Source organism: Variovorax sp. 10N432, from assembly GCF_056394465.1.
In genome coordinates, this window is record NZ_JBFTHX010000021.1 from 20,639 (window position 1) to 46,143 (window position 25,505).

Sequence of the window (25,505 nt, forward strand, 5' to 3'; positions counted from 1 at the left end):
GATATATCTAAATGATATCGAAGTCAAGATGCATCCCGGGCATTCGTGACAGAGGCCCGGATTCGGCGGGGTTGTCGGGACAGGGAGCACTTGAAATCTAGGGTAAACCCTTAAAATGGCGCCCATGACCCACTCCAACGCCTATTTCCCCCGCAATCCGAAGTTCACCGACACCTTCGAACGCGAGCTGGCCAACGACGACGCCAGCCACCTGAGCCGCAACGAGCCGTCGGTGTTCATGCCGCTGCTGAAGCGCCTCGGCGCCGGCCTCTCGGCATTCGCGCAGACCGTGCGCTTCCTGCGCGCATCGGCCCAGCGCCCCCAGCAGCGCTACCAGGCCAGCTGATGCAGGGCGGCCCGGCGCTGGCTCAGCGCTGCGGCATGTCCTTGACCGAATAGCCCAGGCTCACCGTCGCATCCTCCGGGATCGGCGGCATGGTGGCGTTCCAGGCCAGCCAGTCGGCGCGCATCGCGGCCAGGCGCTCCGGTTCCTTCTTTGCCTGATTGGCCCGCTCGCGCTCGTCGGCCGGGATGTTGAACAGGTACTCGTTGCCGTCGACCTGCAGGTATTTCCAGTCGCCGTCGCGCAGCGCGCGCTGGCCGCGATGGTTCATGCGCCAGTGCAGCGGCCGCGCGAAGGTTTTGCCGGCGTCGCGCAGCACCGGCAGCAGCGACACGCCGTCGAGCGGGTAGCGCGGGTCGGCCGCGACACCTGCGGCGGCGAGCATCGTCGCCGACCAGTCCATCGTCATGCATTGCTGCGCGGTCACGCCGCCGGCCCTGATGCCTTGCGGCCAATGCGCGATCCACGGCACCCGGATGCCGCCCTCGGTCAGGTCCATCTTGCCGCCCACCAGCGGCCAGTTGTCGGAAAAGCGTTCGCCGCCGTTGTCGCTGGTGAAGACCACCAGCGTGTTGTCGGCGATGCCGTGCTTTTCGAGAGCGGCCATGATCGAGCCGATGCCCTCGTCCATGTGGTGGATCATTTGGCGGTAGGTGTGGATGTTGCCGCCCGAGAGGTCGAACAGGTTGTCCTTCACCGCCGGCGCCTTGGCCGCGTCGTCGCGGGTTTCCCAGGGCCAGTGCGGCGCCGTGTAGTGCAGGCTCAGGAAGAAGGGCGCCTCTTGCTGCGCCATCCGCTCGACGTAGTCGACCGCGCGCCGCGACAGCAGGTCGGTCAGGTAGCCCTCCTGCGGGCAGTCCTCCTCGCCCGACCAGAGGTCGTGCCGGCCGCTCGAATCGCAGTGCGTGAAGTAGTCGACGCCGCCCGACATCGGACCGAAGAACTCCTCGTAGCCCGATCGCAGCGGACCGAAGTTGGGCGGATAGCCCAGGTGCCACTTGCCGACCAGCGCCGTGCGGTAGCCGGCGCCGCGCAGCAGCGAGGGCAGGGTGGGGTGGTCGGCCGGCAGGCCCAGGGTGGCGCTGCCGCGGCTCTTGCTGTTGATCGGCTCCTCGGCGGCACCGCGCAGGCGGTACTGGTAGCGCGCGGTGATCATCGCGAAGCGGGTCGGCGAGCACACCGGCGAGTTGGCATAGCCCTGCGTGAAGCGGATGCCCCTGGCCGCCAGGCCGTCGAGTACCGGCGAGACCGGGCCGAACTCGGCATCGCGGCCGCCGTAGCAGCCGAGGTCGGCATGGCCGAGGTCGTCGGCCACGATGAAGATGATGTTGGGTCGTTGCATGGGGTTCAGGGTTGGTAGCCGGATTTCTGCACCACCGGCGCCCATTGCGCGCGGTAGGCCTTGAGCATGGCCTCGGTCTGGGCCTGCGTGCTGACCACTGGCGTCATCAGCGTGTCCTTGAAGCGGCGCTGGGTGTCCGGGTCCTGCATGACTTCGCGGATTTCCTGCGACAGGCGCGCCACCTTGTCCTTCGGCATGGTCGCCGGCGCGAAGAAGGTGTTCCAGCCGGTGGCGACCAGGTCGAGACCGGCCTCCTTGAAGGTCGGGATCTCGGGCGCGAAGGGCGAGCGCTTGGCCCCCGAAACCGCCAGGATGCGGATCTTGCCGGCCTGGTGCTGCGGCAGGTCGACGTCGAAGGTGTCGAAGGCGATCGGCACCTGGCCGCCGATCAGGTCGGTCAGCAGCGGGCCCGAGCCGCGATAGCCGACCACCTCGGCCCGCACCTTGGCCTTCTCGCCCATCATGAGGCTGAAGAAGTGCGGCAGGCTGCCGGTGGCGGGCACGCCGAAGTTGGCCTTCTCGGGGTTGGCCCGCATCCAGGCCAGCAGGTGCGACAACTCGCGCACCGGCACCGCGGTCGATACCGCCAGCGCGAATTCGTAGTCGTTGACGTGCGAGACCGGCACGAAGTCGCGCTCGGCGTCGTAGCCGTTGTCCTTGAAGACCAGCGGCGCCACCACCATCACGGCCGGATTGGCGAGCATCAGCACGTTCTGGCCGGCCGGCGTGGCCTTGGCCTGCTGCGCCGCCAGCCGGCCGCCGGCGCCGGGCTTGTTGTCGACGATCACCGGCACGCCGAGCCTGGCCTGCAGCTTGTCGCCGACGATGCGGGCCACGCGGTCGGTGGCGCCGCCGGCCGCATAGCCGACCACGATGTGCAGCGGGCCGCCTTCGAGGGCCTGGGCCTGGGCGCCGAGCACCACGGTGCCCAGGGCGAGAGCGGCGGCGAGGCGGGGAAAGAATCGACGAGAAAACATGGGAGCTCCGATGCGAGGCAAGGTCAGGGTCAGTCGTTGGCCTGGAAGTTCACGGCCTTCATGATTCCGCCCCAGCGGGCGGTGTCCTCGCGCATTGTCTTCAACAAGGCCTCGGGGCCATCGCCCACCGGGTACATGCCGTTCTGCAGCAGCTGCTGCCGCACCTCGCGCGAATTGACCGCGCGGGTGAACTCGGCGCGCAGCTTGTCGACGATCGGCTGCGGCGTCTTGAGCGGCGCGTAGTAGGCGAACCAGGCGGTCGCAACCACGTCCTTGAGGCCGGCCTCGGTGAAGGTCGGCAGGTCGGGCATCAGCGGCGAGCGCTTGTCGCCGCTGGTCGCCAGCACCTTCACGCGGCCGCCGGGCTGCATCTGCAGCGCGCCGCCGACGGTGTCGAAATACACCGGGATCTGGCCCCCCATCACGTCCTGCCGCGCTGGCGTGGAGCCTCGATACGGCACGTGGACCATCTTCAGTCCCGCCGAGCGATTGAGCATCTCGCCGAGGAAGTGCGAGGGCGTGCCCGCGCCGTACGAGCCGAAGCTGAGCTTGTCGCCCTGCGCCCTGGCCCAGGTGATGAACTCGGCCAGCGTGCTGGCCGGCACGTCCTTGCTCACCACCAGCGCGAGCTCGAAGCGGGCCGCATTGACGATCGGGATGAAGTCCTTGATCGGGTCGTACGAGAGGCTGCGGTAGGCGCTCGGGAACATCGCCATCATGCTGGCGGTGCCGAGCAGCAGCGTTCGGCCGTCGGGCGCGGCGTTCTTCACCGCCTCGGCCGCGATGCGGCCGGCGGCGCCGGAGCGGTTGTCGATGATCAGCGGACCGAGCGAATCGCGCACCTCGTGGGCGATGGCGCGGGTCAGCACGTCTTGCGTGCCGCCGGCCGGCACGCCGATCAGGACCTTGATCGGTTGGCCGGGGGTGAATGCCTGGGCGCGAGCGAGGGGCGCCAGTGCCAGGCCGCCCAGGGCCGCGAGTGCGCGGCGGCGGTCGAATGCGTGGTGCATGGGTGCGTGTCTCCTTTGGATCGACTTTAGAGTCGTGCCATTCGATTGTTCTAATCAACCATTCCAAGGATTTACCACTAGATGAGCGCGCCACGCCGACCCCTGGACGACCTGCTGCTGTACCGCCTGTCGCGCCTGATCGCGGTCGGCGGCAGCATGGTCATCCGCCTGTGCGAAGGGCGCTTCGGCATCACGCGGCGCGAGTGGCGGCTGATCGCCACGCTGGCCAGCCGCGGCGAGCTGAGCTCTTCGCAGCTGGCCGGGCATGCCCAGCTCGATCGGGCCCGGACCTCGAAGGCGGTGGGCTCGCTGGTCGCCAAGGGGCTGCTGTCGCGCACGCACCCGGCGGGCGATCGAAGGCAGGTACTGCTCGGCCTCACGGCGAGCGGGCAGGCCTTGTACGACGAGCTGTTTCCGCTGGTGTCGCGGATCAACGCCGACCTGCTGGGGACACTGGACGAGGAAACCGCCACCCGCCTGGACGATGCGCTCCGGCGCTTGCAGGCGCAAGCCGAACGCATGGCCGGCGAGGCGGTGCTGCCGAAAGCCGACCGATCGCGGCGGGGCGCCGGCAGCGGCTGAGCCGGATGCCGCGCCTCAGGGCTGCGCCGCCGGCACCGCCGGGCGGGCGTCGTCGCCCTCGATCCGCATCCGCGGCAGGAACTGCGGGTACTCGCGCTGCATGAAGGCGATCAGTCCCTCGCGCACCGTGCAGCGCAGGTCGAAGGCCAGCGCCGACGAGGCCGCGGTGCACAGCACGCGGATCTGCATCGTGCGTTCGGTGGCGTCGGTCACGCGCAGGTTAAAGAAGCGGCCGTCCCATTCGGGCGCCGCCTTGACGATGCGCTCGACCTCGGCGCGCAGCGGCGCCAGCGGCATGCCGTAGTCGGCGTAGACGAAGACCGAGCCGAGCAGCTGGGAGTCGTGCCGGGTCCAGTTCTGGAACGGCTTCTCGATGAAGTAGGTGAGCGGCAGGATCAGCCGGCGGTCGTCCCAGATGCGCAGCACGACGAAAGTCCCGGTGATCTCCTCGACCCGCCCCCATTCGCCCTCGACCACCAGCACGTCGTCGATGCGGATCGGCTGCGCCAGCGCGATCTGCAGGCCGGCGATGAGGTTGCTGAACACCGGCTTGGCGGCCAGGCCGGCCACGATGCCGATCACGCCGGCCGAGGCCAGCAGGCTGGCGCCGACCTGGCGCGCGCCCGGAAAGGTCATCATCATCAACGCCGCCCCGGCCACCACCAGCACCGTGTTGGCGGTGCGCGCCAGCACCCGCGCCTGGGTCAGGATGCGGCGTGCCTGCAGGTTGTCGCGCACGTCCGACGGATGCTGCCTGACCATGCCCTCGGCGAAGCCGCTGACCGCCCGCACGGCGAGCCAGGTCGCCGCCCCGATCAGCGCCAGGCCGTTGAGGTGGCGCACGTTGCCGACGAAGCGCAGGTCGTCGGGCGCGGCCTGCCAGACCAGCTGCAGCGCCACCAGCGGGAGCACGAAGAGCGCCGGCCGCTTGATCGCCAGCAGGGTCGCGTGAAGCGTCGGCACCGAGCGGGTGAGGCGTTCGAGCACCAGGCCGGCGAGGCGGTGGCCCAGCAGCGCCAGCGGTACCGCCAGCAAGGCCGCGAGCAGCGGGGCGGACCACGGATAGGCGAGCAAGGTCGTCATCATGAGGCGGTCTGGGGGCTGTCCTCGGCGGCGGGTTGCAGGATGCGCGCCGCGTCGTCGCGCAGCTGGGCGGCGATGCCGGTTGCCAGATCGAGCCGGCGCAGCAGCCATGGCGTGACGTCGTTGTCGAAGGGGTCGGGCAGGGGGATCGGGCCGGCCAGCGTGGTGGCGGGCGCGCCCTCGGGCATCACCGGGCCGCTGGTGGGTGCGGCGCCGATGCTGGCCTCGATGCGCTGGGCCGTGCGGGCCAGCGGGCCTTCGATCTCGGCCGGCGTCAGCCGGTCGCGCCGCAGCACCAGCATCGACTTGACCGCGCTCAGCTGGGCCAGCAGCTGGTAGCTGTGGGCCTGCAGGTGCTCGAGCGGCTCCAGCGGGGGCCGCACCGCGCGCGGTTCCGAGAGCGAGCGCTGCGTGGCCTGCACCAGGGCCGACAGGCTGTCGTAGGCCTCGCGCCGGGCCAGCCGCCATTCGAGCTCGGGGCTGACGCCGACCGAGCGCAGCTGGCCCAGCCCCAGCGCCAGCCGCGCGTGCCGCGCCTGGGCGCCGAGCACCCGCGCCACCAGGGCCGGGATCTGCCCGCGCTCCCAGGACGGCAGCACGTAGCAGAAGGCCCAGGCCAGCGCAGCGCCGATCAGGGTGTCGGCGACGCGCTCGAACAGCGCGAAGGTGGTGCTCATGCCGGTGTTCAGCATGTGGGCCTGGACCAGGCCCAGCACGGTGGCCGCCACCGCGGTGATCAGGTAGCGCCGCACCGCGAAGCCGTGGGCGATCGCCTGCGCCAGCGTCATGGCGGCCAGCAGCGTCAGCGGCGACGGATGGGCCGACAGCAGCGCCACCGCGAAGACGCAGCCCAGCAGCGTGCCGGCCACGCGGCTGTTGCGCCGCTCCAGGGTCTGCGAGAGGCTGCCGCGCAGCACCACCACGATGGTCAGCAGGATCCAGTAGTCGTGCGAGCCCCAGGGCAGGGCCAGCGCGATGCCGTAGCCGGCCGCGATCGCCAATGCGGCGCGAATTGCATGGCGCAGCGGCGGCGCGTCCCAGCGCCAGAGCGCGAGAAAGGGCCGCAGCGACCATTCGGTCGGGCTCACGAACATCTGCCAGCTGGCCCGCACCACCGCCAGGTCGGGCTCGCGCTCGCCGCGCGCCAGCGCCGACAGGCGCAGCACCTCGTCGTTGATGTGGCCGATGCGGCTGGCCAGCCCGCGCGCCAGCATCGCCGGCGTCGGGCCGGTGTAGCTGCGCGAGCGCGCCGGGTCCTCGTCGAGATGGATCGCCGTCAGCTCGCGCCGGCGGTCGGGCACCGTGGCCGGCGGGCGCCCGAGCAGCAGGGCGTCGGCCAGCGCCGCGGTGTCGGCGGCCAGGGCCTCCAGGATGCGGCGCATCTCGACCAGCGCCGCCGCATGGCCGGGATGGGTCTTGAGGGCGTCGAGGTCGAGCTCGCTGGCCAGCAGCAGGTCGCGCAGTTCGAGCACCGTCATCAGCATGCCGGCGAGGCGCTGCCGGTAGGGCGTGCGCGGCGATTCGAGAACGATGTCGCGCGCTGCCTGAAGCAGGTCGGCCAGCGCGGCCTGTTCGCGCAGCAGCTGACCGAGCAGCGAGGCCGGCACCTCGCGGATGTCGCCGGAGTCGTCGCGGGGCGTGAACTGGCGCGCCTCGGTCCGCATCAGGGCGGCCAGCGAGAGGAGCAGGTCGGCCATCACCTGCACCCGGTAGCGGGCGTTGAGCGCCAGGTTGGCGAGCACCGCGTAGATCACGTAGAGCCCGGCGCCGAGGCCGAAATACAGCGTGCGCTGCACCGCCTCGGCCATGTCGTCGGGCTTCGGCGTCGCCATCGAGAAGATCATCGAGAACATCACGGCGATCGCGATCGGGATGCCCCGCTTGCCCCAGGCCATCGCCACGAAGGCCAGGAAGGTGGCCGGAACCAGCAGCAGGCCGAGTTCGAGCGGCTTGGCGTGCAGCAGCTGCACCAGGAAGAACAGCGGCAGCCCGATCAGCGGCGCCGGCAGCATCTGCAGCAGCTTGCCGCGGCGGGGGGCGGGCAGATCGGGCGGTGCGGTCACGATGACCCCGACCGAGGCGGCCGACGCCGCGAGGGTTCCGAGCACCAGGTGGACGCCGCCGGAGATCAGCAGCAGCCCGAAGGCCACCGAGATGCCGTTGGCGATGTAGTGGCCCAGCGCCACGCGCAGGGCGGCACGGCTGCGGACGGCGGCCGCGCGGGGCGCCTCCATCACTTCGCGGCGGCGTCGCCCTCGGCGGGCGCCACGGGGACTTCGCGGCGGATGCGCGTGAGCTTGCGCGGTGCCGGCGCCGCGTCGGCGGCCGGCTCGGTCTCGGGCGCCGCGGCCGGCGTGGCGTCGATGGTGCTGCGGGCGTAGGTGTCGCCGCCCTGGGCCGAAGGATCGACCGCGCGCATCCGGTCGCTGGCGCGCAGTTTGTCGTCGAGGCCTGCGAACTTGGAGTACTTGGCCAGCAGCGGCACCAGCTGCCCGTAGATGCGCGGGGCGCCGGCCAGGCATTCGCGCTGGTCGAGGAACTCGGGCTCGCCGGTGAAATTGCCGATCAGGCCGCCGGCCTCGGTGACCAGCAGCGAGCCGGCCGCCACGTCCCAGATGTTGAGGCCGGTCTCGAAGAAACCGTCGGTGAAGCCGGCCGCGACATAGGCCAGGTCGAGCGCCGCGGCGCCCGGGCGGCGCAGGCCGGCCATGCGGGGCATCAGGTCGGCCATGATGGCCAGGTACTGCTTGAAGTTGTCGCCGGTTCGGAACGGGAAGCCGGTCGAGACCAGGCATTCGTTGAGGCGGGTGCGCTTGCTGACGCGGATCCGGCGCTCGTTCATGAAGGCGCCGCGGCCCTTGGTGGCGGTGAACAGGTCGTTGCGGCTCGGGTCGTAGATGACCGCCTGCTCGATCTTGCCGCGCACCGACAGCGCGATCGACACGCAGTAGACCGGAAAGCCGTGGATGAAGTTGGTGGTGCCGTCGAGCGGATCGATGATCCAGACGTAGTCGGAATCCTTGGCGCCGTGCTCGGTGCCCGATTCCTCGGCCAGGATGCCGTGCCCCGGGTAGGCGGTGAGCAGCGTCTCGATGATCGCTCGCTCGCTCGCATGATCGACTTCGGTGACGAAGTCGTTCACCTGCTTCTGCGAAATGCGCACCGCTTCGACGTCGAGCGCGGCGCGATTGATGATGGCGCCGGCGGCGCGGGCGGCCTTGACGGCCACGTTGAGCATGGGGTGCAGGTTGGGGGACGACATGAATTGTGTGAAGAACGGAAAAGGGGCGATCGGTTGATGCGGGGGCCCCCTGAAAAGCGGCCCGGCGATGCGGGCGGCGAGAATCATGGGATTTTACCCGCAGCCATGCGCACCCGCTTCATCCTGATCCAGACCAGCCATGCCGGAAATGTCGGCGCCGCCGCCCGCGCCATGAAGACCATGGGCTTCGACGACCTGGTGCTGGTGGCGCCGCGCTGGGCCAACGTGCTGCGGCGCGAGGAGACCATCCAGCGCGCCAGCGGGGCGCTCGACGTGCTCGACAACGCCCGCATCGTCGAGACGCTGGACGAGGCGCTCGACGGCGTCACCCACCTGTGCGCCACCGCGATGATCCCGCGCGACTTCGGCCCGCCCACCCGGACGCCGCGCGAGCACCTGGAGCCGCTGGCCGGCGGCGAGGCGCAGCACGTGGCCTTCCTGTTCGGCTCGGAGCGTTTCGGCATGCGCAACGAGGACGTCTACCGCTGCAACGTCGCGCTCAGCATTCCCACCGACCCGAAATTCGGCTCGCTGAACCTGGGCGCCGCGATCCAGGTGATCGCCTACGAGTGGCGGCTGGCGCTGGGCGGCTACGGGGTGCGCGACGCCACCCCGGCGCCGACCGCGGCCGACGCCCGGGCGGTGGCCGGCATGCTCGACCACTGGGAGCGGTCGCTGGTCGACATCGGCTTCCTCGACCCCGAGGCGCCCAAGAAGCTGATGCCGCGGCTGCAGCAGCTCTTCAACCGGGCCCGGCCGACGCCGGAAGAAATCCACATCCTGCGCGGCATCGCCAAGGCCATGACCGAAGCGGCCCAGGGGCGCCCGGGCACCCCGAAAACCCCATCCGCCGTGCGCGAAGACCCGGCGGCTTAGACTTTCAGCCCCTATCGATATAACGACAAAGCATGTTTTCGCGCCTGCGCTCCGACATCCAGTGCATCCTCGACCGTGACCCGGCGGCCCGCACGCGCTGGGAGGTGCTGACCCTCTACCCGGGCCTGCATGCGGTGGCGCTGCATCGGCTGGCGCACTGGTGCTGGGGCCATGGGCTCAAGTGGATCGGCCGCTTCGTCTCGCAGATGTCGCGCTGGCTGACGGGGATCGAGATCCATCCCGGCGCGGTCGTCGGCGACCGGGTCTTCTTCGACCATGCGATGGGCGTGGTGGTCGGCGAGACCGCCGAGATCGGCGACGGCTGCACCATCTACCAGGGCGTGACCCTGGGCGGCACCTCGCTCTACAAGGGCACCAAGCGGCATCCGACCCTGGGCAAGAACGTCGTGGTCAGCGCCGGCGCCAAGGTGCTAGGCGGCTTCGTGGTGGGCGACGGCGCCAAGATCGGCAGCAACGCGGTGGTCATCAAGCCGGTGCCCGCGGGCGCCACGGCGGTGGGCATCCCGGCGCGCATCATCCCGTCGAAGTCGGACACCAGCGCCGATGTCACGGGCACGGAGGGCAAGTTCTCGGCCTACGGCATCACGCTGGAGGATGACCCGCTGTCGCTCGCGATGCGCGGCCTGATCGACAACGCCGCCGGCCAGGAGCACCAGATCGCGCTGCTCTGGCAGGCCATCGAGGCGCTGTCGAAGCAGCCCGGCAAGAAGGACTGCGTGCCGGGCGACGCGGCCCGGGACGAGTGCTTCGAGGCCGAGCGGCTGACGCAGTTGGTGGGGAAATGAAGAATCTCCCATAATAGTTAGTAACTGTTATGTGAGATCTTATGCCGACCAGTGTTGCCCTAAGCCCCCATTTCGAGTCGTTCATTCGCGAGCAGGTCGAAGCCGGCCGCTACAACAATGTCAGCGAAGTCGTGCGTGCAGGCTTGCGGTTGCTCGAGGATCAGGAGCGGCTCAATGACTTGAAGCTGGCCGAACTCAGAAGCGCCATCAGGGCAGGTCTGGACGGCGGCGTGGGCGAGGACGCCGAGAAGGTGTTCACTCGGCTCGAGACCAAGTACAAGGCCCGCGCCAGCGGCAAGGCGTGACGCGTGTCGCCTTCACGCGGCTCGCGCAGGCGGATCTCGAAGCCATCGGCGACTATATTGCGCTGGACGACCCTCGCCGAGCCTTGAGCTTCGTCGCGGAGCTGCGCGACCACTGCCAGAAGATTGCATCCAGTCCGCAGGCGTATCGGCCAAGGCAGGAGCTTGCCGAAGGGCTGCGCTCCTGCGCGCATGGTCGCTACGTGATCTTCTTTCAATCGCAGGATGACTTTCTGCTGATCGTGCGGATCCTGCACGGCGCACGGGACATCCAGGCCCAGTTCCGCGAATAGCGAGACGCCCTCCCGCGTTACATCCCCACGTAGTTGGGCCCGCCGCCGCCTTCCGGCGTGACCCAGACGATGTTCTGGGTCGGGTCCTTGATGTCGCAGGTCTTGCAGTGGACGCAGTTCTGGGCGTTGATCTGCAGTTTTTCCTTGCCCTCGGCATCCGGCACGAACTCGTACACGCCGGCCGGGCAGTAGCGGCTTTCGGGGCCGGCGTACTCGGGCAGGTTGATGGTGGTCGGCACCGCGGCGTTCTTCAGCGTCAGGTGCGCGGGCTGGTTCTCTTCGTGGTTGGTGTTGCTGATGAACACCGAGGAGAGCCGGTCGAAGGTGAGCTTGCCGTCGGGCTTCGGGTAGGCGATCTTCTTGGACTGGGCGGCCGGCTTGAGCCGCTCGTTGTCGGGCTGGTGGCGGTGGATGGTCCACGGAATGTGGCCGCGCAGCACCAGCTGCTCGATGCCGGTCATCACCGTGCCGACCGCCAGGCCCTTCTTGAACCACTGCTTGAAGTTGCGCGCCTTGTTGAGCTCGGTGCGCAGCCAGCTCTTCTCGAAGGCGGCCGGGTAGGCCGAAAGCTCGTCGTGCTGGCGGCCGGCCATCACGGCCTCGTAGGCGGCCTCGGCGGCCAGCATGCCGGTCTTGATCGCGGCGTGGCTGCCCTTGATGCGGCTGGCGTTGAGGTAGCCGGCCTCGCAGCCGACCAGCGCGCCGCCCGGGAACACGGTCTTGGGCAGCGACAGCAGGCCGCCCGCGGTGATCGCCCGGGCGCCGTAGCTCAGCCGCTTGGGGGCCTTCAGGCCCTTGTCCTGGCCTTCGAAGTACCAGCGGATGTTGGGATGGGTCTTGAAGCGCTGGAACTCCTCGAACGGGCTCATGTACGGGTTCTGGTAGTCGAGCCCGACCACGTAGCCGATGATCAGCTGGTTGTTCTCGGCGTGGTACAGGAAGGAACCGCCATAGGTGTCCGAGGGCAGCGGCCAGCCGGCCGTGTGGACCGCCAGACCGGGCTCGTGGCGCGCCGGGTCGATCTCCCACAGCTCCTTGATGCCGATGCCGTAGCTCTGCGGGTCCTTGCCGTCGTCGAGCTTGTACCTGGCGATCAGCTGGCGGCCCAGATGGCCGCGCGCCCCCTCGGCGAAGATGGTGTATTTGGCGTGCAGCTCCATGCCGAGCTGGAAGTTCTCGGTCGGCTCGCCGTCCTTGCCGATGCCGAGGTTGCCGGTGGCGACGCCGCGCACCTTGCCGTCGTCGGTGTAGAGCACCTCGGCCGCCGGGAAACCGGCGAAGATCTCGACACCAGCCGCCTCGGCCTGCTGCGCCAGCCAGCGCACCACGTTGCCCAGGCTCACGATGTAGTTGCCTTCGTTGTGGAAGTTCTTCGGCAGCATGAAGTTGGGCGTCCGGGTGGCACCGGTCTCGGTCATCATGAGGAAGGTGTCGCGCGTGACCGGCTGGTTCAGGGGCGCGCCGAGCTCTTCCCAGTCGGGCAGCAGCTCGTAGAGCGCGCGCGGATCCATGATCGCGCCCGAAAGGATGTGCGCGCCGGGCTCGGAGCCCTTCTCGAGCACCACCACGGAGATGTCCTTGCCGTGCGAGGCGGCCAGCTGCTTCAGGCGGATCGCTGTGGCCAGGCCGCCGGGACCGGCGCCGACCACGACCACGTCGTATTCCATGGATTCGCGGGGTCCGAACTGGGCGAGGATTTCGTCATTCGTCATGTGGGGGTCTCGTCGATAATGGTTTGAGGGTGCGAGGCACCGCGGCGGGCCGGGCCATTTTATGCGTCACCCGCCCGCGCTCCGGGGCGTCGCCTCGGCGACTCCCACAGGAGCTTTTCCCATGGCTTACAGCATCGATCTTTCCGGCCGCGTCGCCTTCGTCACGGGCGCGTCGACCGGTCTCGGCGCCCAGTTCGCGAAGACGCTGGCGCGCGCCGGCGCCGCCGTGGTGCTGGCCAGCCGCAACACCGACCGCTTGAAGGAACTGCGCGCCCGCATCGAAGGCGAGGGCGGCGACGCCCACGTGGTCGAACTCGACGTCACCGACCTCGGCAGCATCAAGGCGGCGGTGGCGCGGGCCGAGACCGAGGTCGGGCCGATCGACGTGCTGGTCAACAACTCCGGCGTCAGCCACACCCGGCGATTGCAGGATGTGTCGGTCGACGACTACGACTTCATCTTCGACACCAACGTCAAGGGTTCCTTCTTCGTCGCCCAGGAGATCGGCAAGCGCATGCTGGCGCGCGCCCAGGGGGCGGCGCCGGGCACCTACGTCGGCGGGCGCATCATCAACATCGCCTCGGTGGCGGCGCTCAAGGTGCTGCCCCAGATCGGCGTCTACTGCATGAGCAAGGCGGCGCTGGTGCAGATGACCAAGGCCATGGCGCTCGAGTGGGGCCGCTTCGGCATCAACGTCAATGCGCTGTGCCCGGGCTATATCGCCACCGAGCTCAACGAGGAGCACTGGGTCACGGACGGTGGCCAGAAGCTGGTCGGCATGCTGCCGCGCAAGCGGGTCGGCAAGCCCGAGGACCTCGACGGGCTGATCGTGCTGCTGGCCAGCAGCCAGAGCCATTTCGTCAATGGCGCCGTGATCGCGGCCGACGACGGGTTCGCGCTCTGACGCCCCGTGCGCTCGCCGGCGTCGCCGCCGGGCTGGCCGCGGGCGCGCTCTGGGGCCTGGTGTTCGTGGCGCCGCGCATGGTGGACAACTTCGGCATGGTCGACATCGCGGCCGCGCGCTTCCTGGTCTTCGGGGCGGTCGCCGGGGTGGCCGTCGCCACCCGGCCGGCGCTGCGGCGCTGGCCCAGCGGGCGGCAGGCGGCCGCGGCGCTCGCGCTCAGCGTGCTCGGCTTCACCGGCTACTACGTGCTGCTCGCCTTTGCGATCGAAGGCGCGGGCACCGCGGTGCCGAGCCTGATCATCGGCACCATTCCGGTCTGGATGATGCTGCTGGGCCGGCCCGCGGGCCTGGCGCTGCGGGCCCTGGTGCCGGGCCTGGCGCTGACCGCCGCCGGCATCGGGCTGATGGTCGCGGCGGCATGGCCGCAGAGCGGCGTCGAGGTCGCGGGCGGCGCCGGATTCGGCTGGGGCCTGCTGCTGGCCTTGCTGGCGATGGCGAGCTGGACCGCCTTCGGACTGCTCAATGCCGCCTGGCTGCGACGGCACCCCGAGGTCCACGCCGCCGACTGGGCGAACTGGCTCGGCATCGCGACCGGGCTGGGCGCGGCCGTGCTGTGGCTGCTGGCGGGTTCCAGCCACCAGGCAATGCGCGCGCAGCCCAATGGCGGCTTGTTCCTGCTGCTGGCGCTGGCCGGGGGCATCGGCTCGTCATGGCTGGCGACGGTGCTGTGGAACGTCGCCAGCCAGCGGCTGTCCGCCAGCCTCTGTGGCCAGCTGATCGTGAGCGAGACCCTGTTCGCGCTGCTCTATGCGTTCATGTGGGACGGACGCTGGCCGCTGGCGACCGAATGGCTGGCCGCGCTGCTCTTCGTGCTGGGCATCGCGGCGTCGATCAAGGCGCACCGATGACCGGAAAGCCTCAAGCCGGGCGCAGGGCGATCCGTGCCTCGAAACCCGAGGGTGCCCCCGACGGCGGCGAGCTCAGCTCGAGCCGTGCGCCCAGCTTGTCGACGATGGTGCCGACGATCGACAGCCCGAGCCCATAGCCGGCGCGGTCGGAACCGTGGCGCACATGGCGATGCTGCAGGGTGCGCAGCTGCTCCGCGCTGACGCCGGGTCCGAAGTCGCGGACCGCCAGCGTGCAGGGCTCCAGCACTTCGACGACGACGCGGCCGCGGCCGTAGCGCAAGGCGTTCTCGACCAGGTTGCGCAGCGCGATCGCGAGCGCGTCAACGTCGCCGAGCGTCACGGGCGCCTTGCTGTCCGGGACCCTGAGCGACAGGCGCTCGTTGACGCGCGGATCCTGCCAGAACTCCTGGGCCACCGTGCCGGCGAGCTGGACCAGGTCGATCGGCGCCCGCGTCAGCGAGGCCCCGGACTCGGCGCGCGACAACTGCAGCAGCTTCTCGGTGCGGTGGCCGAGCATCTGCAGCGCGTCGAGCGCGGCCTGCACGTCGTCGTGCTTCAGGTCGTGGTCGAGCGCGGTCTGCAACCTGAGGCGGGCGGCGGCCAGCGGGGTGCGCAATTCGTGCGCGGCATTGGCGGCCAGCGCGCGCTCGACGTCCAGGGCCTGCGACAGGCGCTCCAGCAGCTGGCTGACGTGGTCGGCCACCGAGCGCAGTTCCTTCGGCAGTCCGGGTATCTGGATCGGGCGCAGGTCGGCGCCGCTGCGCTGCTCGATCTCGCCGGCCAGCTGCTGCAGCACGCGCAGTTCGTTGCGCGCCACGTTGCGCAGCACCAGGGCCAGCAGCGGCAGCACGGCCCCGAGCGGGATGATGAGGCCGAAAAGGGTCCGGTTGAGCGCGGTGCGACGCTCGTCCAGCGGATCGGCGACCTGGAAGAACAGCTCGCGCGTGGGATGCCGGACGGTGTAGATGCGCCAGGGTTCGGCGTTGGCGAAGCCGGGCGCCAGCGGCACGTCGAAGGCGCTGATCGGCGCCTCGGCCGAACGCAGCATCACCTGTTCATGCAGGCTGACCACCTGGTAGATCACCGCATCTGTCGGGTAAAGCTGCCGCGGTGCGATCAGGGGCGGCCGCGCATCCGGGTTCTCGCTCTGCAGCTTGTCGAGTTCGTGCACCGCCATGTCGAACATCCGGTGCGAGACCTCGATCAGCTCGCTGTCGAAGTTGTGGTTGATCTCGCGGTCCACATACCAGACCACCCCGAGCACGCACAGCAGCCAGACCCCGCCGACCCAGACGATCAGCGTGCGCGTCAGCCGGCCGGCGAGCGAATCGCGGCGGCCCAGCGGCTCGAAGCCGACCTGCTGCATCAGCCCGAGCTTCATTCCTGCTCTTCTTCCGGTGCGAACGAGAGCCGGTAGCCCAGGCCGCGCAGGGTCTGGATGTGGTTGCGCCCGAGCTTTCGGCGCAGCCGGCTGATGAAGACCTCGAGGGTGTTGCTGTCGGCCTCGTCGCCGAAGCCGTACAGCGCATCGGCCAGGTTCTCGCGCGTGTGGATGCGGTCGGGACGGGTCGCCATGACGCGCAGCAGGGCCCATTCCTTCTGGGTCAGCGTGACCGGAAAGCCGTCCTTGCGCACCAGGTCGCGCGCCAGGTCGATCTCGAGGGTCCCGAGCCGCAGCACGGGGGCGCTGCTGGTGCTGCGCCGGCGCTCGACCGCCCGCAGCCGGGCCAGCAGTTCGGCCGGGTCGTAGGGCTTGATGAGGTAGTCGTCGGCGCCGGCATCGAGGCCGCGAATGCGGTCGGTCACCTGGTCGCGGGCGGTCAGCACGATCACGATCGGCCGCTCTCGCAGGGCGCGGATGGTCGGCAGCAGCGACAGGCCGTCGCCGTCGCCCAGGTGCAGGTCGAGCAGCACCGCCGCGTACTGCACCGCGGTCAGCGCGGCGCGTGCTTCCGCCAAGCCAGGTGCCACGTCGACCACGAAGGCCTTTGCCTGAAGATAACTGCAGACAGCGTCGGCCAGTCCGGTGTCGTCTTCGACCAGCAATATGCGCACGGCTGCGTCCTTTCAAAAAGGAGGAGTCTAGAGCCTGCCGGTCCGGCCTTCAGCCTCGGTTCATGCCCGTGCGCTAGCCTTGCGCCGCATGATTCGCTCTGCCTACGCCCGCTTGTTCGTCCTCACGCTGCTCGCTCTCGGCTTGCTGCTTCTGTGGGATGCCAGCGGGCTGGATCTCGTGCTGGCCCGGATGGCAGGCACGCCGACGGGTTTTCCGTGGCGCGACGACTGGTTCCTGAACAAGGTGATGCACGAGGGCGCCAAGACGCTCAGCTGGGTGCTGGTGATCGGGCTTTTTGCCGCCATCCGGTGGCCGGTGGGCCTGCTTCGACGCCTGCGCCGGGGCGAGCGGGTGCAACTGGCTGCGACCGCGCTGGCCAGCGTCATCCTCATCTCGCTGCTCAAGTTCACCAGCAAGACCAGCTGCCCCTGGGATCTCCAGGCCTTCGGCGGCGTCGCGCAACAAGTGTCGCACTGGGCCTTTGGTGTGCGCGACGGTGGCCCGGGCCATTGCTTTCCAGCCGGCCATGCCTCGGCGGCCTTCGCCTACCTGGGCGGCTACTTCGTATTTCGCCGCGCCTCGCCCGGTGTCGCGCGGGCCTGGTTCGCCTGCACGCTGGTCACCGGGCTGGCCCTGGGCCTTTCCCAGCAGATGCGGGGCGCCCACTTCATGAGCCACACCTTGTGGACCGCTTGGTTCTGCTGGGTGGCGGCCTTCGCGATCGATGTGCTCTTTCGGGTGCTGTCCGACCGGCGTACGCGGCCAGATGCGTCGCCGAAGCTGAACGAAGCCTGACCGGTCGATTCAGGGAGGTTTCAGTCCGGCTGCGTAGTCTTCACCGATGCTTGGTTCCAATTCGTCTTCCGTTGCGCTGCCGCCCAGCGAGACCGCGGTCGACGACCCGCTCGTTCCCGCGCCCATGGGCGCGCTGCGTTCGCGCAGGCAGGCCTTCGACGCCTGGGTGGAACGTCCCCGCACTGCTCGGCGCGTCGTCGTCTGGCTGAGCCTCTATCTCGCGTTGGTGGCCAACTGGCCGCTGTGGATCGAGCTCGCGCGCATCGGCGGCGCACCCAGCGTGTACCTGCCCTCGATCGCATCGATGCTGCTGCTCACGGTGTGCGGCACCGTGGCGCTGCTGTCGTTCACCGCCTGGTCGCGCTGGATGAAGCCGGTCTGGTTCGGCGTCGTCGTGCTGGCGGCGGTGGTCCAGCACTACATGCTGAGCTACAGCGTCGTGATGGACCCGAGCATGCTGGCCAACGCCATGCAGACCGACGCCAACGAGGTGCGCGACCTGATGAGCTGGCGCCTGCTGCTCAATGTGATCCTGGTCGCTGCGCTGCCGGGCTGGGCGCTCTGGCGCCTCCGGCTGGCACCGCAGCGCCTGGTCTCGCAGGCCTGGCGCAATGGCGTGCTGCTGCTGGCCGTGGCGGTGCTGGCCGCGGGCGGTGCGATGGCCATGAACCGGCAACTGGCGCCGCTGATGCGCAACAACGCGAACCTGCGCTACATGATGAATCCGCTGGCGAGCCTGTATTCCGCGGGGTCGGTGACTTTCGGACCGGTCTTCAAGCACAACCGCCGCCTGATTCCGATGAGCGGCGGTGCGGCCTTGGGCGCCAGCTATGCCGGACAGGCCAGGCCGCCGCTGTTCGTGCTGGTGGTGGGCGAGACCGCGCGCTCCGACCACTTCGGCCTCAACGGCTATGCGCGCGACACCACGCCGGAGCTCGCGGCGCGCAAGGTGCTGAGCTGGCGCGACGTTCATTCCTGCGGCACCAACACCCTGGCCTCCGTGCCGTGCATGTTCTCGCCGCTGAGCAAGCAGGCCTTCGAGGGGCGCAAGGACGACTACGAGAACCTGATGGACGTTTTGCAGGCCTCGGGCCTGGCGGTGTTCTGGCTCGACAACCAGGCCGGCGGCTGCAAGGGCGTGTGCGATCGCATTCCCCATGCCTCGGCCTTCGACCCGCTCGACGCCGGCGTCAAGAGCGCGTTGTGCGACGGCGACGAGTGCCTGGACGACGTCATGCTCAAGGGCCTGGACCAGCGCCTGGCCGCACTGCCCGCCGAGCGCCGCGCCAAGGGCGTGGTGCTGGTGATGCACCAGATGGGCAGTCATGGCCCCTCGTACTTCAAGCGCTCGTCGCCGGATGCCAAGCGCTTCCTGCCCGAATGCCGGAGCAATGCGCTGGCCGAGTGCAGCCACTCCGAGCTGCTGAACGGCTACGACAACTCGATCGCCTACACCGACCGCTTCCTGGGCAAGACCATCGACTGGCTCCAGGGCCAGTCGGCGAAGTTCGATACGGCGCTGCTCTACCTGAGCGACCACGGCGAATCGCTCGGCGAGTACGGCCTGTTCCTGCACGGCGTGCCCTACGGTTTCGCGCCGGAGGTGCAGAAGCACGTACCGATGGTGGCCTGGTTCGGCGAAGGCATGACGGCCCGCCGGCGACTGTCCGCCAGCTGCATGTCGGCGGGGCTGGACACGCCGCTCACGCACGACAACCTCTATCACACGGTGCTCGGCCTGATGGACGTCAAGACGCCGACCTACCTGCCAGCGCTCGATGCGCTGGCGTCGTGCCGCGGGCGCGATGCGGTGGCTACTTCTTCTCGCGTGGGACCCGGCCCATCAGGAAGAACTCCGGGTTAGGCTGCATCCCGCTGAAGCTTGCCATTCGGTTCGAGAGGCCGAAGAAGGCGGTGATGGCGGCGATGTCCCAGATGTCCTCGTCGTCGAAGCCGTGAACGTGGAGCGGCGCGAAATCGCTGTCGTCGATCTCGTGCGAACGCTCGCAGACCTTCATCGCGAACTCGAGCATCGCGCGCTGGCGCGGCGTGATGTCTGCCTTGCGCCAGTTGACTGCCACCTGGTCGGCCACCAGCGGCTTCTTCTCGTAGATGCGCAGCAGCGCGCCGTGGGCCACCACGCAATAGAGGCACTGGTTGACCGCGCTGGTGGCGGTGACGATCATCTCGCGATCGCCCTTGGTGAGCGAGCCTTCCTCCTTCAGCATGAGGGTGTCGTGGTAGGCGAAGAAGGCCCGCCACTCGGCCGGGCGGCGCGCCAGTCCGAGGAACACGTTGGGCACGAAGCCGGCCTTCTCCTGGACTGCGAGCACCGCGGCGCGGATGTCGTCGGGCAGGTCCTTGAGCTCGGCGAGGGGATAGCGGTCGGTCATGGGCGTCTCCTGGGTTCCTTGTTCCCGATCATCATAGGGAGGAGGGGAGATGGAGCTCGCTGTCGTCCTTCAGCGCAACGCCGGTGAGTCCCCGGCGCAGGGCTTCGCGCAGCAGCCAGCCGAGCTTGAAGGCGGCCGTTGCGTAGGCCAGCCCTTCGGGCCGCACGTTCGAGATGCAGTTGCGTTCGGCGTCGTGGCGGCCGCGGCGCGGCGCGTGCGTGATGTAGATCCCGAGGCTGTCCGGCGAACTCAGCCCCGGGCGTTCGCCGATCAGCATGACCGACAGCCGCGCGCCGAAAGCCTCGCCGATCTCGTCCGCCAGGGCGACCCGGGCCTGGGTCGCGACCACCACCGGCGTCAGCGCCAGCCCGGCCGGCAGATGGGGGCGCAGCGCCGCCAGCAGCGGGACGGCATGGCGCGCCACCGCCAGCGAGGACAGGCCGTCGCCCACCACGATGCAGAGGTCGGCCGGCGGCCCGGCGGCGGCGTGCAGCCGCTCGGCGTCGCTGGCGTCGAGCTGGCGGCCGAGGTCGGGGCGGCGCAGGTAGGCGGTGCGGTCGGGCGCGCGGCTGCGGGCCTCGGCCACGGCCCAGCCGCCGTCGCGCAGGGCGGACTCGAGCGCCGGCACGTCGAGCGCGGCGTGGATTGCGTCGCGCGCCATCGCATGGGCCCAGCCGAAGCGCAGCACCTCGTCGGTCGGCATGCCGGCGCCGGCGCGGCCGAGCGCGAGCCGCGCCGGGGTGGCGCTGCGCCAGGCGCCCCAGGGGCTGGCGGTGACGATGTCGTTCATCGGGCGAGTGCCGCGAGGGCACCCATGTCGGCGAGCAGGCGATTGGACGAGGGCGGATGGAGCCGGCCCGCGGCGTCGCTGATCTGCATGCGTTGCAGCCAGGCCTCGAACTCGGGCGCCCGCTTGAGGCCCAGGGTCTGGCGCAGGAAGAGCGCGTCGTGGAAGGAAGTGCTTTGGTAGTTGAGCATGACGTCGTCGGCGCCCGGCACGCCCATGATGAAGTTGATGCCGGCCGTGCCGAGCAGCACCAGCAGCGTGTCCATGTCGTCCTGATCGGCCTCGGCGTGGTTGGTGTAGCAGATGTCGCAGCCGATCGGCAGGCCGAGGAGCTTGCCGCAGAAGTGGTCCTCGAGGCCGGCGCGGATGATCTGCTTGCCGTCGTACAGGTACTCGGGCCCGATGAAGCCGACCACGGTGTTGATCAGCAGGGGCTGGTAGCGGCGGGCCAGCGCGTAGGCGCGTGCCTCGCAAGTCTGCTGGTCGACGCCGAAGCTGGCGTTGGCCGACAGCGCGCTGCCCTGGCCGGTCTCGAAGTACATGCAGTTGCGCCCGACGGTGCCGCGCTGCAGCGACTGCGCCGCGGCATGGGCCTCGTCGAGCAGCTCGGGCGTGACGCCGAAGGACAGGTTGGTCTGCTCGGTGCCGCCGATCGACTGGAACACCAGGTCGATCGGCGCCCCGGACTCGGCCAGCTTCAGCGTGTTGGTGACATGGGTCAGCACGCAGCTCTGGGTCGGAATCTCGAAGCGCTGGATGACTTCGTCGAGCAGCCGCAGCAGTTCGCCGAGGATGGGCATGCTGTCGGACGCCGGGTTGAGCCCGATCACGGCATCGCCGGCGCCCATCAACAGGCCGTCGAGCGTGGAGGCGGCGACGCCGCGCAGGTCGTCGGTCGGGTGGTTGGGCTGCAGCCGCACCGAGAGGTGGCCGGGCAGGCCGATGGTGTCCCTGAAGCGCGTGACCACGCTGCATTTGCGGGCCACTGCGACCAGGTCCTGGTTGCGCATGAGCTTGGAGGCCGCGGCCACCATCTCGGGCGTCAGGCCGGGCGCCAGCGCACTCAATGCCGCGGTGTCGGCGAGGTCGGACAGCAGCCAGTTGCGGAAATCGCCGACCGTCAGGTGCGCCACGGGCGCGAAGGCCGCGGCATCGTGGCCGTCGATGATCAGGCGCGTGATGTTGTCGGCCTCGTAGGGGATCAACGCCTCGGTCAGGAATTGCTTCAGCGGCGTCTCGGCCAGAACGTGGCGCGCGGCCATGCGCTGCTGCGCGGTGGCGGCGCCGATGCCCGCCAGGTAGTCGCCCGAACGTGCGGGGCTGGCAAAGGCCATGACCTGCCTCAGGTCGTCGAAGTCGAAGACCTGGGAGTCGATCGTGGTGCGGTAGCGCATGGTGCGAGCAGAGAGTCGATGGGGAGGCGGCGACGATGTGCAAGAGCGGTGCCAGACAGGCGCCACCCGGCAATAATGAGGCTCTTCGTCCAATCAACCAAGGGTTTGCCGTGCGATCAGTTCTTTGTGCCGCCGTCGTTTCGTTGTTCGTCTTGCCGAGCGCCTTCGCGCAGTCGGCGCCGGTCACCAAGCCCAGCGGGCTGGTGTTCCAGTCGCTGGTCGACGGCAAGGGGGCCTCGCCGGCCGCGACCGACGTGGTCAAGGTGCACTACCGAGGCACCTTCCCCGACGGCAAGGAGTTCGACAGCTCCTACAAGCGCGGCGAGCCGACCGAGTTCCCGCTCAACGGCGTGATCCCGTGCTGGACCGAGGGCGTGCAGCTGATGAAGGTCGGCGGCAAGGCCAAGCTGACCTGCCCGCCGGGCATCGCCTACGGGACGCGCGGGGCGGGCGGGGTGATTCCGCCCAACGCGACCTTGAACTTCGAGATCGAGTTGATTGCTGTGAAGGGGAAGTAGGGTATCGGGGACGTTTGACGGCGGTGGGCGGCGGTGGCGGGCGGTATGCCCTGGGCCGGCCGACGTCACCGGCCCTTCGGGCTTCCCTGCGCTGCTCGCGGCAGGCGGGGTCCGCGCAAACTCGCTCCGCTGCGCTCCACTCAAACACGCGCGGCCCTTTTTCCGCCTGCCGCTCCGCTGCTCGGCGGTGCCTCAACGGCCAGCCCAGGGCATACCGCCCACCACCGCTGATACGTTGGGGTGGCATCGGCGTTGGAGACGTCGGGATGGCCCGCACCGCTTGCCGGGCCCCCACCAACGAACGATCTCAACCCGGCTGAAACTGATACAGCCAGGTCTCCGACAAAGTCTGTTCCCCGTTCTTCAGGAACAGGCGCATGTCGACCGCCTCGTTGCCCTCCGGCGTGAAGTCGAACTGCGCCCGCCAATGTCCGGCAACACCGTTCGGAACGGCTTCGGCGAAGACGTACGAGAACTTGCCGCGCGCCGCGGTCAGCACCAGCTCGGGCTTGACGCCGGACGGCAGCGATTCCAGCGGCTTGCCGATGAACTCCACCATGAACTTGCGCACCCCCGCCGGCCGAGGTTTGCCCGGCTCGCCGCCGCGGCCCATGCGGGTGGCGATGCAGCGTGCCAAGGGCGAGGGGAAGGGCTCCTCGGCGCTCCAGTGGAGGCGGTACTTGAGCGTCACGCTCGAACCCGCGCTGACCGGCGCCTTGGGCACCCAGCAGGCCAGCACGTTGTCATGGATCTCGTCGTCGGTCGCGATCTCGATCAGCTGCACCTCGCCTTCGCCCCAGGCACCGAGCGGCTCGACCCACAGGCTCGGCCGCTTCTCGTAGTGGACGCCGTCCTGGTAGTGGTCGAAGCTTCGGTCGCGCTGCAGCAGGCCGAAGCCCTTGGGGTTGCTGTCGGTGAAGGTCGAGGCACGGGTCTGGGTCGGGTTGTTGAGCGGCCGCCAGATGCGTTCGCCGGCGCCGTTCCACATCGCCAGGCCGTCGGAGTCGTGCACCTCGGGCCGCCAGTCGATGCCGGTCGGCTTTGCCGTTTCGGAGTACCAGTACATCGAGGTCAGCGGCGCCAGGCCGAAACGCTCGACCTCGCGGCGCAGGAACAGCCGGCACTCGATGTCCATCAGCACGCCCTTGCCGCGCCGCAGCAGGAACTTGTAGGCGCCGGTGATGCTGGGTCCTTCGAGCAGCGCGTAGACCGTCATGGCGTCCGAGCCCGCGGTGGGCGGCTCGAAGTAGAAGCGCGTGAAGTCGGGGAATTCCTCGGGCCGGTCGGGCACGGCCGCATCGAGGGCGACGCCGCGCGCCGACAGCCCGTACTGGTAGAGCTCGCCGATGGCGCGAAAGTAGGAGGCGCCCTGGAAAGCCACCCAGTCGTTGTCCTGCCAGGGCCGCCCGGCCTGGTCTCCGAGCCGGCTCTCCTGCAGGCGAAAGCCCGCGAAGCCGGCGCCGGCGGGCAACTGCCTGGCCGGACTGTCGGCGGGCATCGTGAACAGCGCCGGGTCGTAGAGAATCTCGCGCGCAAAGCTGTCGCCGCGTGCTTCTTCGATGAGGTACATGTGGACCGGTACCGGGGCCAGACGTCCGAGGTGGAAGAAGGTCACGGGAAACGCGCCGGGACCGTCGCGGAACAGCGCGTTGCGGGTGTCGAAACGGATCTTTCCCTGGGCGTCGTAGTCGATACGCTGCAGCACGTCGGCCGGCAGCGAGGCGTCGGCGACCCTGGGCTTGGCGGCCAGCGACTTCGACAATGCAACAAGGCGTTCGAAAGAGAAGGGCGAGGGCTGACTGAAGCGGAGGCCGGCAGCCGCCTGCGCGCCCGCGGGCAGTCCGAGGGAAGCCAGGGCCGTGAGGCCCCACCCGCGACCAGAAGTGAGCGACGATCCATCATGTGGGCTCAATCTAGCGGCGGCATCGGCGGCGTTTCGTAGGTCGAAGGCTGATGACGCCGCAGGGGCGCCCTGGTCCTACAGTCGAATTCGAAAGCAAGACACGGAGTGCGCGGCGCGGCGGCCTTTCCTACAGTGGTGGCACCGATCCACAACATGCCGAGGACAGAGATGAACATGAGCAACAGCAACGAGATGCGGGCACTCGCCACTGTGAGCGATCCGCGCTGGGCGGCGGTGGCCGCGCGCGACCCGGCCGCCGATGGCCGCTTCGTCTATTCGGTGCGGACCACCGGCGTCTACTGCCGACCTTCGTGCGGCGCCCGTTCCGCGCGGCCCGAGAACGTCGACTTCCACGCCAGCCCGGCCGAGGCCGAGCGGGCGGGCTTCCGGCCCTGCATGCGCTGCCAGCCCGACCAGCCGGCGCGCGCCGAGCGGCAGGCGGTGCAAGTCGCCGATCTGTGCCGCTTCATCGAAGGCGCCGAGCAGGGCCCCACCCTCGATCAACTGGCCGAGCGTGCCGGCCTGAGCGCATCGCATGTGCAGCGGCTCTTCAAGGCGGTGACGGGGCTGACGCCGAAGGCCTACGCCGCCGCGCACCGCGCCCACCGCGTGCGCGAGTCGCTCGGCCGCAGCGAATCGGTCACCAGCGCCATCTACGACGCCGGCTACAACTCCAACGGCCGCTTCTACGAGGATGCCGACCGGACGCTCGGCATGACGCCCACGGCCTGGCGTGCCGGCGGTGCCGACACAGAGATCCGCTTCGCCATCGGCGCCTGCGCGCTCGGCGCCATCCTGGTGGCGCAGAGCGCGCGCGGCGTCTGCGCGATCGCGCTCGGGGACGATCCCGATGCGCTGGCGCGCGATCTGCAGGACCGCTTCCCCAAGGCCCGGCTGATCGGCGGCGACCCGGCCTTCGAGGCGCTGGTGGCCCGGGTGGTCGGCTTCGTCGAGGCGCCGGCGCTCGGGCTCGACCTGCCGCTGGACCTGCGCGGCACGGCCTTCCAGCTGCGCGTGTGGCGGGCGCTGCGCGAGATCCCGGCCGGCGCGACCGCGAGCTACAGCCAGATCGCCGAGCGCATCGGCGCGCCGAAGTCGGTGCGCGCCGTGGCCCAGGCCTGCGGCGCCAACGCGCTGGCCGTGGCGATCCCGTGCCACCGCGTAGTGCGCAGCGACGGCGGCCTCTCGGGCTATCGCTGGGGCGTGGAGCGCAAGAGCGCGCTGCTGCAACGAGAGGCGGAGCACCAGTGAGCGCACGC

General features: G+C 69.6%; 24 protein-coding genes and 1 pseudogene. 12 read left to right on the top strand and 13 right to left on the bottom strand.

Annotated features, from left to right (window positions below; translation table 11 throughout):
• Nucleotides 1-124: 124 nt before the first annotated feature.
• Nucleotides 125-346, top strand: coding sequence for a hypothetical protein (locus AC1DF3_RS22740; RefSeq protein ID WP_286522757.1), 222 nt, complete (start codon nucleotides 125-127; stop codon nucleotides 344-346).
• A 22-nt stretch (nucleotides 347-368) separates the two neighbouring features.
• Here the strand turns inward: AC1DF3_RS22740 and AC1DF3_RS22745 are convergent, their stop codons facing one another.
• Genes AC1DF3_RS22745 through AC1DF3_RS22755 form a run of 3 tightly spaced genes read right to left on the bottom strand, consistent with a single transcriptional unit; the run spans nucleotide 369 to nucleotide 3,672 of the window.
• Nucleotides 369-1,685 (bottom strand): sulfatase family protein, encoded by a 1,317-nt coding sequence (locus AC1DF3_RS22745; protein WP_478140914.1) that lies wholly within the window; start codon nucleotides 1,683-1,685, stop codon nucleotides 369-371.
• 5 nt (nucleotides 1,686-1,690) lie between these two features.
• The gene (locus tag AC1DF3_RS22750; RefSeq protein ID WP_478140915.1) at nucleotides 1,691-2,662 is read right to left on the bottom strand and encodes a Bug family tripartite tricarboxylate transporter substrate binding protein; all 972 of its coding nucleotides are present in this window, start codon (nucleotides 2,660-2,662) and stop codon (nucleotides 1,691-1,693) included.
• A 29-nt stretch (nucleotides 2,663-2,691) separates the two neighbouring features.
• The gene (locus tag AC1DF3_RS22755) at nucleotides 2,692-3,672 is read right to left on the bottom strand and encodes a Bug family tripartite tricarboxylate transporter substrate binding protein (RefSeq protein WP_478140916.1); all 981 of its coding nucleotides are present in this window, start codon (nucleotides 3,670-3,672) and stop codon (nucleotides 2,692-2,694) included.
• Between the two features lie 81 nt (nucleotides 3,673-3,753).
• On the opposite strand from AC1DF3_RS22755, the gene AC1DF3_RS22760 reads away from it, so the two are divergent.
• The gene (locus tag AC1DF3_RS22760; protein WP_286531381.1) at nucleotides 3,754-4,254 is read left to right on the top strand and encodes a MarR family winged helix-turn-helix transcriptional regulator; all 501 of its coding nucleotides are present in this window, start codon (nucleotides 3,754-3,756) and stop codon (nucleotides 4,252-4,254) included.
• Nucleotides 4,255-4,269: 15 nt separating this feature from the next.
• Here AC1DF3_RS22760 and AC1DF3_RS22765 read toward each other — a convergent pair whose 3' ends face one another.
• Genes AC1DF3_RS22765 through AC1DF3_RS22775 form a run of 3 tightly spaced genes read right to left on the bottom strand, consistent with a single transcriptional unit; the run spans nucleotide 4,270 to nucleotide 8,599 of the window.
• Nucleotides 4,270-5,340: a mechanosensitive ion channel family protein gene (locus AC1DF3_RS22765; protein WP_301810592.1), complete on the bottom strand. Its 1,071-nt coding sequence runs from the start codon at nucleotides 5,338-5,340 to the stop codon at nucleotides 4,270-4,272.
• Complete coding sequence (locus tag AC1DF3_RS22770) at nucleotides 5,337-7,571, bottom strand: FUSC family protein (protein ID WP_478140917.1); 2,235 nt, start codon at nucleotides 7,569-7,571, stop codon at nucleotides 5,337-5,339. Before AC1DF3_RS22770 ends, AC1DF3_RS22765 begins: the two co-directional genes overlap by 4 nt.
• Nucleotides 7,571-8,599 carry an inositol monophosphatase family protein gene (locus AC1DF3_RS22775; RefSeq protein ID WP_478140918.1) on the bottom strand — a complete coding sequence of 343 codons (1,029 nt, stop codon included), beginning with the start codon at nucleotides 8,597-8,599 and terminating at the stop codon, nucleotides 7,571-7,573. The genes AC1DF3_RS22770 and AC1DF3_RS22775 overlap by 1 nt, the downstream gene beginning before the upstream one ends.
• A 105-nt stretch (nucleotides 8,600-8,704) precedes the next feature.
• Between AC1DF3_RS22775 and AC1DF3_RS22780 the strand changes: the two genes are divergently transcribed.
• From AC1DF3_RS22780 to AC1DF3_RS22795, 4 genes are read left to right on the top strand one after another with little or no spacing between them, the layout of a single operon-like run.
• The gene (locus AC1DF3_RS22780; protein WP_286531389.1) at nucleotides 8,705-9,475 is read left to right on the top strand and encodes an RNA methyltransferase; all 771 of its coding nucleotides are present in this window, start codon (nucleotides 8,705-8,707) and stop codon (nucleotides 9,473-9,475) included.
• A gap of 32 nt (nucleotides 9,476-9,507) precedes the next feature.
• On the top strand, nucleotides 9,508-10,281 hold the full coding sequence (gene cysE, locus AC1DF3_RS22785) for a serine O-acetyltransferase (protein WP_478140919.1): 774 nt from the start codon (nucleotides 9,508-9,510) through the stop codon (nucleotides 10,279-10,281).
• A 41-nt stretch (nucleotides 10,282-10,322) separates the two neighbouring features.
• The gene (locus AC1DF3_RS22790) at nucleotides 10,323-10,586 is read left to right on the top strand and encodes a type II toxin-antitoxin system ParD family antitoxin (protein WP_286531393.1); all 264 of its coding nucleotides are present in this window, start codon (nucleotides 10,323-10,325) and stop codon (nucleotides 10,584-10,586) included.
• Complete coding sequence (locus AC1DF3_RS22795; protein WP_286531395.1) at nucleotides 10,583-10,876, top strand: type II toxin-antitoxin system RelE/ParE family toxin; 294 nt, start codon at nucleotides 10,583-10,585, stop codon at nucleotides 10,874-10,876. The genes AC1DF3_RS22790 and AC1DF3_RS22795 overlap by 4 nt, the downstream gene beginning before the upstream one ends.
• A gap of 17 nt (nucleotides 10,877-10,893) precedes the next feature.
• Here the strand turns inward: AC1DF3_RS22795 and AC1DF3_RS22800 are convergent, their stop codons facing one another.
• Nucleotides 10,894-12,588 carry an electron transfer flavoprotein-ubiquinone oxidoreductase gene (locus AC1DF3_RS22800; RefSeq protein ID WP_286531397.1) on the bottom strand — a complete coding sequence of 565 codons (1,695 nt, stop codon included), beginning with the start codon at nucleotides 12,586-12,588 and terminating at the stop codon, nucleotides 10,894-10,896.
• Between the two features lie 121 nt (nucleotides 12,589-12,709).
• Here AC1DF3_RS22800 and AC1DF3_RS22805 point away from each other — a divergent pair, with 121 nt between their 5' ends.
• Both AC1DF3_RS22805 and AC1DF3_RS22810 read left to right on the top strand, forming a co-directional pair.
• On the top strand, nucleotides 12,710-13,492 hold the full coding sequence (locus AC1DF3_RS22805; RefSeq protein ID WP_353506689.1) for an SDR family oxidoreductase: 783 nt from the start codon (nucleotides 12,710-12,712) through the stop codon (nucleotides 13,490-13,492).
• A 77-nt stretch (nucleotides 13,493-13,569) separates the two neighbouring features.
• Nucleotides 13,570-14,400 carry a DMT family transporter gene (locus tag AC1DF3_RS22810; protein WP_478140920.1) on the top strand — a complete coding sequence of 277 codons (831 nt, stop codon included), beginning with the start codon at nucleotides 13,570-13,572 and terminating at the stop codon, nucleotides 14,398-14,400.
• Nucleotides 14,401-14,410: 10 nt separating this feature from the next.
• Here the strand turns inward: AC1DF3_RS22810 and AC1DF3_RS22815 are convergent, their stop codons facing one another.
• Together AC1DF3_RS22815 and AC1DF3_RS22820 are read right to left on the bottom strand one after the other, a co-directional pair.
• A complete protein-coding gene (locus tag AC1DF3_RS22815; RefSeq protein WP_286531400.1) occupies nucleotides 14,411-15,781 on the bottom strand; it encodes a sensor histidine kinase in 1,371 nt (456 codons plus the stop codon).
• Nucleotides 15,778-16,455 carry a response regulator gene (locus tag AC1DF3_RS22820; protein ID WP_286531402.1) on the bottom strand — a complete coding sequence of 226 codons (678 nt, stop codon included), beginning with the start codon at nucleotides 16,453-16,455 and terminating at the stop codon, nucleotides 15,778-15,780. Before AC1DF3_RS22820 ends, AC1DF3_RS22815 begins: the two co-directional genes overlap by 4 nt.
• Before the next feature lie 88 nt (nucleotides 16,456-16,543).
• Between AC1DF3_RS22820 and AC1DF3_RS22825 the strand changes: the two genes are divergently transcribed.
• Nucleotides 16,544-17,251 (top strand): phosphatase PAP2 family protein, encoded by a 708-nt coding sequence (locus AC1DF3_RS22825; RefSeq protein WP_286531404.1) that lies wholly within the window; start codon nucleotides 16,544-16,546, stop codon nucleotides 17,249-17,251.
• A 124-nt stretch (nucleotides 17,252-17,375) separates the two neighbouring features.
• On the top strand, nucleotides 17,376-19,115 hold the full coding sequence (locus AC1DF3_RS22830; RefSeq protein WP_478140965.1) for a phosphoethanolamine transferase: 1,740 nt from the start codon (nucleotides 17,376-17,378) through the stop codon (nucleotides 19,113-19,115).
• Here AC1DF3_RS22830 and AC1DF3_RS22835 read toward each other — a convergent pair.
• Genes AC1DF3_RS22835 through AC1DF3_RS22845 form a run of 3 tightly spaced genes read right to left on the bottom strand, consistent with a single transcriptional unit; the run spans nucleotide 19,066 to nucleotide 21,825 of the window.
• Entirely contained in the window at nucleotides 19,066-19,644 is a 579-nt protein-coding gene (locus AC1DF3_RS22835) for a peroxidase-related enzyme (protein WP_478140921.1), read from the bottom strand. The two genes, AC1DF3_RS22830 and AC1DF3_RS22835, sit on opposite strands and share 50 nt — an antisense overlap.
• 31 nt (nucleotides 19,645-19,675) lie before the next feature.
• Entirely contained in the window at nucleotides 19,676-20,434 is a 759-nt protein-coding gene (gene eutC, locus AC1DF3_RS22840; RefSeq protein WP_286531408.1) for an ethanolamine ammonia-lyase subunit EutC, read from the bottom strand.
• Nucleotides 20,431-21,825, bottom strand: coding sequence for an ethanolamine ammonia-lyase subunit EutB (locus AC1DF3_RS22845; RefSeq protein WP_478140922.1), 1,395 nt, complete (start codon nucleotides 21,823-21,825; stop codon nucleotides 20,431-20,433). Before AC1DF3_RS22845 ends, eutC begins: the two co-directional genes overlap by 4 nt.
• Before the next feature lie 143 nt (nucleotides 21,826-21,968).
• Between AC1DF3_RS22845 and AC1DF3_RS22850 the strand changes: the two genes are divergently transcribed.
• Entirely contained in the window at nucleotides 21,969-22,343 is a 375-nt protein-coding gene (locus AC1DF3_RS22850) for an FKBP-type peptidyl-prolyl cis-trans isomerase (protein WP_478140966.1), read from the top strand.
• Nucleotides 22,344-22,650: 307 nt separating this feature from the next.
• Here AC1DF3_RS22850 and AC1DF3_RS22855 read toward each other — a convergent pair.
• Nucleotides 22,651-24,245 (bottom strand): annotated as a pseudogene (locus AC1DF3_RS22855) (OpgD/OpgG family glucan biosynthesis protein).
• Between the two features lie 169 nt (nucleotides 24,246-24,414).
• Between AC1DF3_RS22855 and ada the strand changes: the two are divergent.
• Complete coding sequence (gene ada / locus AC1DF3_RS22860) at nucleotides 24,415-25,497, top strand: bifunctional DNA-binding transcriptional regulator/O6-methylguanine-DNA methyltransferase Ada (RefSeq protein ID WP_478140923.1); 1,083 nt, start codon at nucleotides 24,415-24,417, stop codon at nucleotides 25,495-25,497.
• Nucleotides 25,498-25,505 lie beyond the last annotated feature (8 nt).